Raw genomic sequence first — 12,693 nt, 5'->3', positions numbered from 1 at the left:
CATGGTCATTTTTTTTATATATGCATCGATCGTCATGATCTGTTTAATGAGTTGCCAGGTGTATTACCTCTTGCCTAACAAAAGCTCATTTGATAAGATTGTTTTTCGGTTATTGCTCGTCATGCTCTTCCATGTAAGTTTTGCAGCCATCTTTATTGATATTGTTAAAGGGTATCAATATGTCGATCGAGGTGCTCCCCTAGGCTTGTTATATGGTCCCATTTTATATTTTGCTTTCATGGCTTATGAAGATAAAAAACCAAAAGTTAAAACGGTATTTCTTCATTTCACGCCATTCTTGATCTTTTTGGGGATATATTTTTATTTCCTTACCTCTGAGGTGTTTCGTGTCAACTTTAGTAAAACCTATTATTTTGTCCTATATAGTTCTTTTGGCCTATCCTGGATGATATACCCCATATTTATCATGTTCAAAGGCAGGGGCTTGGATATTGCCATGTCGAACATCAAACGGATTTTTTATTTTTCGATCATCTTACTTTTGGTTCTTGCGGCCTTCATTTTGCCGCTGATATCTGCTCAGTTTCTTACACAGATCAGAAATACCTCGCAGCTATCTACCATCACCATTTATATGATCATGTTGTTTGGGGCGATCATTATTTATAATTACCTGTTGAAAGAATTGGTGGATAGGAAAACAGTGCATAGTGAGTTTGATTTTCTGAATCGTCCTTTTCCTATGGTCGAAGCTGAAAACCTGATTTTGGAATAACAGATGCCTAACCATAAACTCACGAATTATCAAGACCGGGTGTTGAATTACTTAAACCAGCAGCCCTACCTTGATCCTGGCTTTAGTTTGGATACCATGGTAAAAGATTTGAAGATGTCCAGATCGATGATCTCCCAATTTTTCAAGGAGTATTTTAAACAGAATGTATTGAAAACCATTAATTCTTTACGGATTGAGGCGGTATGCAAAGAGTTGGAACAACCAGATTTTGATATGAATATAGAAGAACTGGCTCTTCGATGTGGTTTTAGTTCGAGGGCATCTTTTTATAGAAATTTTAGTCTTGAAAAGGATTGCACACCAGTAGAGTACAGGGAACAGATAAAATCCAAGCTTTTGTAATATGAGGCAATTGTTCATTCTTATATTTATTGGACTCATGGTACCCATGAAAGGATTCCCTCAGGATGGGAATTTTGAAGAACGACTCCGTTACATTCAAAAGGATTTAAAAGAAAGAGATCTCCGAGCAGCCATCCGGCTTACAGATTCCTTGGTCACCGAAGCGGAAAGTGCTGAAGAAGAGATTAGTACCCTAATCTTACTTGCCAGTTTATATAAAGAATCGAAAGATTATGTTCGGGCGATCAGAAAGGGGTTATTGGCCGAACGCAAGGCCGAATTATCTGGATATTACGAGTTGGCGACTCAGAATTCGATTTTCCTTGCCGAAAATTTTCGGGAAGTGGGTCTGAATGTGGAAGCCCAACGTTATATTGAGATAGCCCATCAGAACCAGAACTCCATTGAAGACACAACCTTATTTGAGGAGGAAAGAATACACATCATCCAAGAGGAAGCTTTGCAGCTGATGAACAAAAGAGATTTTATTGCGGGTATTAAAAAATTGGAGCAAGGGAAATCCGCTTTATCCCAGATAAAGGTCCAAACGCCGCAGACGATCCTATTTAATTCTTCCTTCAGTTACCTCATGGGGCAATGTTATCTTCAATTATTAAAATTCGAACAAGCGATCAATCAGTTTGACAACGCCACCCGTCTTTTGGGAAGTATGGAGAGTAATTTTCGGGCATATATGTATCTAGGCAAAGCTGAAGCTTATCTTAAATCAGAAAAATTGGATTCTACTTTATCCTATTTGGGAAAGGCTAAGCCGTATTTAACGAAGTTCAATCGAATGGATTTTAAAGAACCTTATTATCTTGTTTCAGGCAGATATTATCAAAAAATCAATGACCATAAACAATCTAATGCCTATTTTAATGATTATGCTAATATATTAAAAGAGAAAACAGAATATTCCATAGCGGTTTCGGATGAATTGATCAAAGATTTAAACAATCAGAATTTGATCAGTCGCAAACGGAATCTTATCCTTGTTTGGTCGCTATTGATAAGTCTAGCTGTGTTCAGCGTCATTTATATCATCTTGAAAAGGAGATTGGATAATAATCCTACCCGGGAATCGGATCAGGTGATGGAATTCGACATGAATATCGAAGATGAACCTATTTTGGTTCCAAAGATCCTGATGAAGGAAATCAATACGGAAACCGACCTCAATATTTCATTGGATACAGAAAACAGGCTGGTGAAGGATTTGAACCAGATGGAAAATGAGCAGTTTTATTTGGATAAAAACATTACGTTGAACAAATTGGCGCATAAACTTCACTCTAATCAAAAATATGTTTCATACGTTATACGAAAATATAAAAACCAAAATTTCAACGACTATATTCTGCATCTTCGGATTCAATTCCTGATCAGAGAATTAAGTGAAAACCAGGTCATGTTGGATTATAAACTATCCTACCTAGCAGAGTTTTCTGGATTTTCTTCGCATAGTAAATTTACCATGGCTTTTAAGGCCGTTGTTGGTATACCACCTTCCCAATATATTGAAAATAAAAGAAATGAGATTTATTGAGTTTTGGAACAGGTAGAACCCATTCTAAAATCTCATTTTTATGCAGCCCTTTTTAAAAATCGGAAAACCTATACTGTCCACCCAAGCCGAAATTCCCGTTTCCTAGAAACTTTTTGCTCATAACTGGACATTTTTATCCTAATTGAAAGTTTGAAACTTCCTGCCAATTTTTCCCATAATCCTCATTTTTCCCGCTTATACGTAAAAATTACTGCGTCTTTATGAATAATATCCTTTTATAGAGACTGTGTAATTACCATAAATTGTCCTAAAACAATGCAAATTTTATTAATTATGGAAAATAGGTAAATATCCGGTTGATGAACTGTGATTTATTAAAAATAATTGAAATACAGATAGTTACCTATTCCTTAATGATGTCTCAAAAAATTCATATTGCAGATTATCCAATTATTGAGACATATTTTCCTTCCCATACATGGTAATTTTGAACTGTCGGTTTTGATACGCTATCTTATTTAAAACGCGCAAGAAAACGCTTATCTAAAATGACCAACTATTTAATCACCTTTTAAAACAAACAAGATTATGGAATTAAGTTTTTACCTACAGTATTACCTATTCTACTTACAAAATAAGTTTATGGGTTATCCATTCGTGATCCGATTAACTGTATTAATTGTAATGGGCTTGATATTCATTTATATCCTCAGTTTAATTCGTTTTGTTTGGATCAATTTGAATTTACGGAAAAAGGAAAGGGATTTTGCAAAATTATCTAGACAAGTAAAGGATCGTTTTGTTGCTATGCTGGGATCCGACGAGAAATATGGGGAGGATCGGGTTTTTCAAGAATTTGAGGACGTTATTCTACGAATGAATAATAAAACCAAGATCCAGATCACGGATTTGATCTTAAATACCGCCAATGAATTGAAGGAAGCAGGGAAAACTGTAAATGAGGATAACTACCGTTCCATCATCCATGTTCTGGACATACCTAGTTTTTGGGAAACTGAATTGATGTCAAATAATTCCAAGAGACGCCATATCGCCTTAAGAAAGTTAGATAATTTGGGTAATGGGTTGACAACATCGGTGTTGATGCGCTCTACAAACCATAAGAATAAGGGATTAAGAAAACAGGCTAGGGCGGCCGTCATGAAGTATGATAACATAGATCCGTTCAAATTTTTGGAAGACAGTTTTGATACGGATTTTAATGCCCTGGATGAGATCATGATTCACCATTTCTTAGTGGGTCGCCAGTCTGAGGGACCATTGCCGTTATTATCAAGGTGGGTTCAACATGCTAAAAACCATGCTTTCAAAGCATTTATGATAAAAGAGATCGGTTTTTTCAACCAAATGGAATGTGCCGAATTCCTAAAGGGATTATTAAAAACGGAGGAATCCAAATTGGTTAGAGCAGCTATTATTGAGAGCCTAGGAAATCTGGGTCGCCAGGAGGTGGAACATGAGATTTTCGATATGTATGGCATCTCTCCTGTAGAGATTCAAACGGCAATCATTAATGCGGTTGCAAAATTCAAAACCAAGATAGGGCTCGATTTTCTGACCAATCAGTTTTTCAGAACTACAGATAATGAACAAAAGGTTCATTTGGCTTATGCCATCAAGCAGTTTGGGGAAGAAGGAAAACTTCGGCTTACTAATCTTTCCACGAACTCCAATGAATTTGAGCGAAAGATATTCGATCAGGTTAATTATCAATTAGGTTAATACATCAGTCATGTTTGAGTTTTTATTCAATTTTTATGGCTATGCTATTTTTTTCTATGCGACGGCCATCACCCTGATTTATTTTGTCCTTGCCTTTATGGGATATTACAACATCCTAAGGAATCGGGTAAGGTATACCGAAAGGGAAGAGAATATCCTGACGACCTATCCCGAAACAGCTCCTGGAATATCCATAGTTGCACCGGCTTTTAATGAGGAAGTTATCATTTTGGACAGTATTACGTCATTGCTTTCCCTGAATTATCCAACTTATGAAATCATTATTGTCAATGATGGTAGTACGGATAACACATTAGAATTAATGATCTCCAGGTTTGAACTGATCGAAGTTCCTTACGCTTACATGGAAAAAGTGGCATGTAAACCCTTTAAAAGGACCTTTAAATCCGTCAACCCCCTTTACGATAAACTAATTGTAGTGGATAAAGTAAATGGAGGTACGAAGGCCGATGCGATGAATGCCGGGGTGAATGTTGCGAAATATGATTACTTCATCAATACGGATGTGGATTGTATTCTTTCGCCCGATACCTTGAGCAAGGTTATCCTTCCTGTCCTCGATTCTGATATTCCAGTCTTGGCAGTAGGTGCTACGATGCGCATGGCCAATGGATGTGATTTTAGGGATGGGAAAATTACGCGTATCAGACCTCCCGCAGATTTTATTCCGACCTTTCAGGAAACAGAATACTTGCGGTCTTATTTGGTGGCCAAGATGGGATGGTCTGCCATTAATGCCATTCCGAATGTGTCGGGAGGATTCGGGCTTTTTGAAAAAAGCTCGGTCATCAGCTGTGGAGGTTTTGATACGAAATCCCATGCCGAGGATATGGATATGACCTTACGTCTTATCGCCTATAAAAGAGAGCATAAATTACCATATAAGATTGTGCAAGTGCCCCATTCGCTCTGTTGGACGGAAGGGCCTCCAAACCTAAAGGTATTAATGCGACAAAGGACAAGGTGGGGAAGGGGCTTGTTGCAGATATTCTTTGTTCATCGAAAATTTCTGTTCAACAGGAAATATGGAAGAATGGGACTTATTATCATGCCATATGCCTTTTTCTTCGAATTGATGGCTCCCATCATCGAGTTCTCGGGCTTCTTCTTCCTGCTCTTTTTGCTCTATACTGAACAGATCAATTTCAATACGTTTTGGCTGATGTTGGCTTATGTATACCTCATCGGGATCAGTATATCCACCATCACCATTGTGTTTGATATTTCCCTAAGAAAACTATACCGTAATCTGAATGAATACCTTCGTCTAGTGCTGTTTTCCGCCTTTGAGGCCCTGCTATACCATCCCTTTGTCGTGATTTTTACGCTGAGAGGATATTGGCAATACCTCACCAAGAAAAACTTTAAATGGGGAACCATGACCAGGCAAGGGTTCAGTGGACAGAACGGTCAGGATAAATCTTCTTCAAAAGCTGCATAATTCATTCATCAATACCATCATATACTAAATGAATACGTTAAAGAAATATTCAAATACCATTTCCATGTCTCTATTGCAGACTTTGATCTTCTTGATGCTTGGCGGGATTAGCTCCGTACAAGCTCAGCAAAAAGTTCATATCAGCGATAAGGAAGATGTTGTCAAGCAAATTGCCGGACTTTTGAATAAGGGTGATCTCAATAAGGCCAAGCAGGTTTTGGACCTCCAAATTGCCAAATCACCGAAGGATTCCGACTTACGAATGTTCCTGGGAAAATATTATTGGTTGAGAAAGGATTATAGTAAAGCCCGTTTCGAATTGAATAAATCCGTGGCCTTTAATCCAGGCAATGTGGATGCGAAGCATTTATTGGTAGCAGTAGAAATGGAAACCGGAAGGTATTCCAGTGCAATATGTTACGTGAATGAACTATTAGAAGTGAATCCCTATTGGAGAGGCCTTTGGCGAAAGAAGATTGATCTTTACCGCCTTCAAGGCAACCATGTAGAAGCGGATCGTTTATTAAAACGCATTTCCCAGATCTTCCCTGATGATAAGGAATTGGAAGCTGATAGGAATTATCAAGCAGAGCTGAAGGCAAACGATCTTCGGAAATCAGGTAAGATCGAAGATGCAATTGCTGTGAATAAGCTTCTGATCCAGGAGAAACCCAATCAATTGGCCTTATACCATGAATTGGCTAATAACTACATAAAGGCTGGGGATTATTATGCAGCCTTGTCGACCGTGGATAGGGGCTTGACCTATTTTCCAGGAAATGGAAGTTTGGTGGATAAGAAGATCAGCATTTTAGAACATGATAAAAGATACGATGAGATCCTAAGTCTACTTCAGGCCCAATCGAAGGGTGGATCGGGCATCAACCGTACGAAATATAATTATTTCTTATTGGAGGCGGCACGGCATGCAAATGCAAAAGATCCGGCCACCTTGTACGGAAAGATTCTGGAAGCTGATCCCGGAAATGTGGAAGCATTTCCGCATGTGCTGAACAAGACCATTGCCAATCAGCAATATGATGAAGCTTTGCATCTTCTAAGGTCCTATGCCAATGTACGGGGCATGGATAAGGCCTTATCCCTTCGGGAATTGGATATCTATCGGTTAAAGGCTGATAAGAATAAGGTAAGATCACTGACCAGGTCGCTCTTTCTCCAGCATCCAAATGATACAGATATTAAAGCAGCTTATGTTGCCAGTTTAATTGAAGAAACCCGTGCCGATATGGCGGCAAATGAATATAGAGCAGCTATTCCCAAATTGAACGAAATATTAAATTATGGGGAGGCTGAAGAACGGGATTATGCGTTGAACAGTATGTACAATGCCTATTACCAAACCGGTCGTTTTTCAGATGCTATCGTCCTGTTGCAGGAGAAAATAAATCTTGATCCCAGAAATGTGGATCTAAAAATAAAGCTTTCGGGAATATATGAAGTTCAGGAGCAATATGAGCGCGCAGCAGAGATTTACGAATCGGTTCTTACGGAGGTTTCACAGGTTGAGCGGGAAAACTATGTGTCAGGCTACAACGACCTGATGTTAAAGATGGTCAAACTGGCCAACGAACAAGGGAATTATCCCTTAGCATACCAATGGACCAAGCGATGGTTGAAGCATTTTCCGCAGGATAAATATGCCTTGATGTATGGAGTGAATCTTTCCAATCAATTGGGATTGAAAGAGGAGATGCTAGCTCATGCACAAATGGCCAGCAACCTTTATCCACAGGATATACCTTTCAAACTAAAACTTGCCAATGCGCAATTGTTGAATGGGGCGAATATTCAAGAGGCATACGATTTGGTGAAAAAGGAAATTGCGCTATATCCTTATCATGAAGAGGTGAGAAATACCTTTGTACAATTCTCAACCGACTATGCGAATAACCTATTGAAAAATAAGGCCGATAAAGAGGTTATTGCAGTGGCCGATCAAGCTCTTTACTATAAACCACAGGATAAGGAACTGAAATACCTCAAAGGATTGGCCTACGAAAAACTGAAGCAGTACGATTCAGCCTATTATTACCAAAGTTTTTACGAACCTTCCTTGCTGGAATTGGAAGATTTTAAGGCTCATCTACAATTTCTGAATCAAAAAGGCTTTAAGAACGAAGTGGGACTTTACCACCTGAGGTCTAGATTTGGCGATAATTATACCATTCAATCCATCTCTACCTTTGAATATAGCCGATTTGAAGGAGTCAATACTTTTATCGGTCGGATCAATTATTCTGGCAGATCGGAAGGCAAAGGAATACAGGGACAGCTGGAATGGGGAAGAGGTTGGGATGCAAAATGGGCTACAAAAATAGATGCGGCTATTTCCAATAAATACTTTCCAAAAACAGCTTTCAATGCATCTGTTTATAGACAATTTAAAAATGATTGGGAACTTGAACTTGGAGCTGGCTACCGACAACTGTATACGGAAGAGCATTTATACAACGGTGTTCTGGGTTTGACCAAGGAAATCAATTCCTTCCGATTGAATGCCAAATACATGCAATTCTTTTTGGATGGCCATCTATTGTACAATGTGGGCTTGCAGGGTAGGTATTATATGAATAATCCTAAAAACTACTTGATGGCCATGGCTAATATTGGGAATAGTCCCGACGTGATGCTTCTCAATTATCAATTCATCAATTCCTTTTCGGTGATGAATGCGATGGTAGGAGCAGGGGTAGGCAGGATGGTGAGTAAACATATTTCTGCAGGTGTATTGGGTACCTGGTACAACTATGAAACCCATAATTATGAAATCCCTTATCGAAATCTGTATAATCTCTATTTCCAAGTCAATGTTTCGTTTTAATATCATATTGATCAGTTTGTTTTTAGGTATGTTAGGTTGTCAACCTTCCTACAGTCAGCTTCGTGCGAAAGGTTTTCTGATCAGCGATGATGGCACAACCGAAGGGGAAAGATGGGCTTCTTATTTATTTACCCATTTACAGAAACGATCTGAAAATAAAAAGGTAATCCTCCGGATGCGCCAGGAAGAAAATCCTCCCCAGGGCTATTTCCATTTGCATATCCAGGTAAATCCGGAATTACCTTTTGACTATGAGATAAAAAATGGTAAGGCGGCCTTAAACCTATCTGCCAAAGATAATAGGACCATGCTTTGGTTGATCTATCAATTGATTGATAGGATAGGGGAAGCCAATGATTATATCCAGAATGAAGATCTTCCACCTGCCTATATAGATTTTAAAGATCAGGCTCGAAATTTTGATTTTTCATACCGAGAGCCTCACTATCAACCCAATACCGATAGTGATTATGCAGGAATATTAGGGACGAATCAGTTGGATGCAGATTGGGGGATCTGGGGACACAACCTCAGCAAGTTGGTTGAAAAAAGGGAGGCTAGCCATGCAAAGCTGGATGGAAAACCTATGCCTGAGCAGTTATGCTTTTCCAGCCCTGATCTATTGGAACAAACAAAAGCGTATATCGTTGATAATTATGGTGATGGGGGGCTAGGACATGGAAATCATTTCATGCTTGCCCCTGAAGATAATGCCATCGCATTTACATGCGAGGCATGTACAGCTGCCGGGAATAAGGTGGGAGATGCGTCGGCAGCTGTATTTGCTTTTTTGGGGAAAATCAGTGCCCTATTTCCCAACCATCAATTCTTTACTACCGTCTATGGAACAGTTAAATCGCCGCCGAAAGGGAAATTACCCAGCAACGTAGGTGTGTTATTAAGCACCATTGACTTACCCAAGGGGGTCTCTTTCAAAGATGCCAAAGAATTTAATGTATTTAAGAAGAAAGTTAATACCTGGACATTAAAATCCTCCAAGTTGTACCTCTGGGATTATTCGATGAATTTCGATGATTACCTGACGGTACAGCCAAGCCTGCTCAGCATGCAAGCGCAATGGAAGGATTTTAAGGCATTGGGGATAAAGGGAATTTTTCTGAATGCCAGTGGCTATGATTACAGCAGTTTAGATGATGTTAAAACCTATGTAGCTGCCGCATTGATGAATGATGTAGACCTACCTGTTGAGCAATTATTGCGCGCCTATCTTCATCGCTTTTATCCTAAATCTGCTTCGATCCTGGCTTTGTATCTGATCGATCAGGAAAAGCAATCCTTTCAAGGCAAGGGATATGGTATGTATGCCGGATTTGCCGACATACAAAAGACTTATCTATTGGCGGACAGGTTCGCAAACTCCTACAAGGAACTGGAGAAGCTCTTACCACAAGTTACAGGATTGGAAAGGAAAAAACTTCAAAAACTCCTATTAGGAATGGGTTTTAGTAAGCTGCAATTGGCCTATCAAAAGGGATTGGAGTCCGGCGGAGCATTTGAAATAAAAAATGATCAGGTTCGGGTTAAGGCGGACATCCTTAAGATAGTGGAGGATCTACGAGCTGGTTTTTCCGCTAATGGTATTAAGATGTATAAGGAGGCTGATGGAGATATCTCCAATTATTTAGTTGCTTGGAAATCCTATTCTGGATGGGGACAGCAAAGAAATCGGTTGACAGCATCGCAAGTTAAATGGATTCAACCTGGAGATAATAATAAGGAAGCATTACATACCTGTTTGAATGGTATTCTTGGTTTTCCGCAGGATTATCAACAAGGATGGTTTACCTCGAATGAGGATATAGCTTTTGAGGTGAATTTTAATGATTTGCAAGGGACAAAAGGGATGTTTATCCGTTTTTTGGTTAATGAAAAGCATCGTTTTAATGTTCCAACGACAATTGAAATCCATCAATCAGGAAAGCTTATCAACAAATTAAAATTCGGCTTAATCAAGGAAGAGGAATCTCCGGTAAAGGAGATTGTTATTCCGTTTCAAGGCGTGGACTTGAGCAAACCGTTATTGGTTCGCATACAGAAGGCGTCGGAGGAGAACAAAAGATTGGCCATTGATGAACTACAAATATTGCATTAAAAGATTGGATATGAAAAATAACATGCTGCTTATAGGATTTATAGGGTTGATGTCGCTAAATGCCTGTTTTAACCCTAAAAATGAAAAGACCAGTTTGGAAATAATGGATAATGGCAGACATTATTACCCTATCCAAACAGGCCAGGATCTGGATGTGGTATTCAAGGTGAAGAACATCGGAAAATCACCATTGATCATCACGGACATTATAACTTCCTGTGGTTGCATCGTCTTGAATAAGAATACGACCAAGACGATTCCGGCAGGGCAAGAGGGGTTCATCAGCATGACCTATAACAGTACAAAGAATGTAGGTTTTGTGAAGCATTGGATAGAGCTCTATGGCAATTTCGAAAAGCTGGAAAAAATGGAATTGGTATTCGATGTCAACGTGGTGCCTGATGCGATGTATACGAAGGATTATGAAGAACTATTCCTGATGGAAAAGGAAAAGAACGGCAATATAGAAGACCTGGTAGATGGTACTGCCAATAACAAGGGCTATTATATGCGATTTGATGAAGAACAAACTAAATAATTAACAAAATATAAACACAAATTTTCTGCTTATGGAAGCATTAATTAACGGTCAGAAAAAGGAATACATGAACCTGGAAACGGAGACAAGGATTTTAAGAGCTTTGGAATCTTGGGAACAACATCAAGCTTTTTTAAATCCTGCCTGTTCCATAGGGTCAACAGCGAAGGAAATAGGTTGTAATACAAAATACTTATCCTTTGTGGTGAATAAAAACAAAGGCGCTGATTTTCCGAATTACATCAATAACCTACGAATTTCTTATCTGGAGCATTATTTGCGGACGGTAGAGGAAGCTCGCAATTTCAAATTGACTTATTTGGCGGCTTTATCTGGATTTTCTTCCTATGGTAAATTTGCGAAGAGCATCAAGGATAAAACTGGACTTAATCCGACCCAATTTATCGTGTTTTTTGATGAAAAAACTGCTTGATCTTATTCTATATAGAATGCTTTCGCATTTTCCAATTCATTGAATAGGATTTTTATTTTACGTTCTTCAAAGTATTTCATGTACGCATCACGATCTTTGTAAATGGCACCTTGACTTAGGGCATCCTCATAACCTTCAATGGTTTTTAGGATGTCCTTGGCATATGGTTGGTTGGCACCTTCGGTTTGCAGATACTGTTTGGTTTCCACTCTGTTATAGCCGAATACCAGCTCGATGTCCAGGTAGAATTCATTACTAGAAGCGAACTTGGCAAAGAACAGGTCGAACACATCGGATAGATCCATGTATTTGTAGAGCATATAGGCAGCAATATCTAAGGCGTATACCGGCATCATGCATTCCTGCTGCGCTTTAACCTCTTCTTTTATCAACCATTTAAGGAGTGGTTTGTCGGCTGCGGTATAGTTTTCCCATAAAGTCTTTATCAATCGAACCCTCGGCCAATAGTTCTGGTCCCTTAGTTCTTCTGGCTGTTTTTCATTATTGCTTTTACAGGCAAAAACAGTTAAAAGGTTGTTGTTTTGGGTTTTTCGATATTCTTCTATGATTTTAATGTAATTCTCCATTTCGTTCGTTCCAGTCCTCAGTTCACAAGGTAATTTGAAATGTAAAATAGCTTAAAATTACCAAAAAAAATAATTGGGCTCATTTTCAGCGGGATATTAATTTAGTTTTGGAGAACGGATGAAAATTTCTACTTTTGTCGCGGAGAGTTGGCAGAGTGGTCGAATGCGGCGGTCTTGAAAACCGTTAACTGTCACAGGTTCGGGGGTTCGAATCCCTCACTCTCCGCAACTATTTAAGCTAAACATTTAATAATAAGATGTTTAGCTTTTTCGTTTTTAGCAGGGGGACAATTTAGGGGACATTTAAGTCTAATTTTTGGCTTGAAAAATACTTTAATATATCTTTTTAACCATTCTTATTTTCAT

10 protein-coding genes and 1 tRNA gene are annotated in these 12,693 nt (G+C 38.8%); 10 read left to right on the top strand and 1 reads right to left on the bottom strand.

All coding sequences use genetic code 11. From position 1 onward, the window contains the following. Nucleotide 1: 1 nt before the first annotated feature. The 9 genes from VJ786_RS06040 to VJ786_RS06000 all read left to right on the top strand — a co-directional run bounded on the left by VJ786_RS06040 (nucleotide 2) and on the right by VJ786_RS06000 (nucleotide 11,740). Nucleotides 2–736 (top strand): hypothetical protein, encoded by a 735-nt coding sequence (locus VJ786_RS06040; RefSeq protein ID WP_336557446.1) that lies wholly within the window; start codon nucleotides 2–4, stop codon nucleotides 734–736. Nucleotides 737–739: 3 nt separating this feature from the next. Further along, nucleotides 740–1,099, top strand: coding sequence for a helix-turn-helix domain-containing protein (locus VJ786_RS06035; RefSeq protein WP_336557445.1), 360 nt, complete (start codon nucleotides 740–742; stop codon nucleotides 1,097–1,099). Nucleotides 1,100–1,145: 46 nt separating this feature from the next. Continuing rightward, complete coding sequence (locus VJ786_RS06030; RefSeq protein WP_167554232.1) at nucleotides 1,146–2,648, top strand: helix-turn-helix domain-containing protein; 1,503 nt, start codon at nucleotides 1,146–1,148, stop codon at nucleotides 2,646–2,648. Nucleotides 2,649–3,197: 549 nt separating this feature from the next. Then, on the top strand, nucleotides 3,198–4,352 hold the full coding sequence (locus VJ786_RS06025; RefSeq protein WP_134776594.1) for a HEAT repeat domain-containing protein: 1,155 nt from the start codon (nucleotides 3,198–3,200) through the stop codon (nucleotides 4,350–4,352). A gap of 10 nt (nucleotides 4,353–4,362) precedes the next feature. After that, nucleotides 4,363–5,814 (top strand): glycosyltransferase family 2 protein, encoded by a 1,452-nt coding sequence (locus VJ786_RS06020; RefSeq protein WP_134776593.1) that lies wholly within the window; start codon nucleotides 4,363–4,365, stop codon nucleotides 5,812–5,814. A 28-nt stretch (nucleotides 5,815–5,842) separates the two neighbouring features. After that, nucleotides 5,843–8,656 carry a YaiO family outer membrane beta-barrel protein gene (locus VJ786_RS06015; RefSeq protein ID WP_134776592.1) on the top strand — a complete coding sequence of 938 codons (2,814 nt, stop codon included), beginning with the start codon at nucleotides 5,843–5,845 and terminating at the stop codon, nucleotides 8,654–8,656. Continuing rightward, the gene (locus VJ786_RS06010) at nucleotides 8,643–10,769 is read left to right on the top strand and encodes a DUF4838 domain-containing protein (RefSeq protein WP_167554231.1); all 2,127 of its coding nucleotides are present in this window, start codon (nucleotides 8,643–8,645) and stop codon (nucleotides 10,767–10,769) included. The genes VJ786_RS06015 and VJ786_RS06010 overlap by 14 nt, the downstream gene beginning before the upstream one ends. A 10-nt stretch (nucleotides 10,770–10,779) precedes the next feature. After that, nucleotides 10,780–11,307: a DUF1573 domain-containing protein gene (locus VJ786_RS06005; RefSeq protein WP_099367560.1), complete on the top strand. Its 528-nt coding sequence runs from the start codon at nucleotides 10,780–10,782 to the stop codon at nucleotides 11,305–11,307. Nucleotides 11,308–11,338: 31 nt separating this feature from the next. Next, the gene (locus VJ786_RS06000; protein WP_099367462.1) at nucleotides 11,339–11,740 is read left to right on the top strand and encodes a helix-turn-helix domain-containing protein; all 402 of its coding nucleotides are present in this window, start codon (nucleotides 11,339–11,341) and stop codon (nucleotides 11,738–11,740) included. Between the two features lie 2 nt (nucleotides 11,741–11,742). Here VJ786_RS06000 and VJ786_RS05995 read toward each other — a convergent pair whose 3' ends face one another. Then, complete coding sequence (locus tag VJ786_RS05995; protein ID WP_134776590.1) at nucleotides 11,743–12,327, bottom strand: hypothetical protein; 585 nt, start codon at nucleotides 12,325–12,327, stop codon at nucleotides 11,743–11,745. A gap of 141 nt (nucleotides 12,328–12,468) precedes the next feature. On the opposite strand from VJ786_RS05995, the gene VJ786_RS05990 reads away from it, so the two are divergent. Beyond that, nucleotides 12,469–12,553 (top strand) — tRNA-Ser (locus VJ786_RS05990). The last annotated feature ends 140 nt before the right edge of the window (nucleotides 12,554–12,693 follow it).

Source organism: Sphingobacterium tenebrionis (genome assembly GCF_037126265.1).
Taxonomy (GTDB): domain Bacteria; phylum Bacteroidota; class Bacteroidia; order Sphingobacteriales; family Sphingobacteriaceae; genus Sphingobacterium; species Sphingobacterium tenebrionis.
The sequence above is the reverse complement of the archived record's forward strand: the minus strand, read 5'-3'. Positions and strand labels throughout refer to the sequence as shown.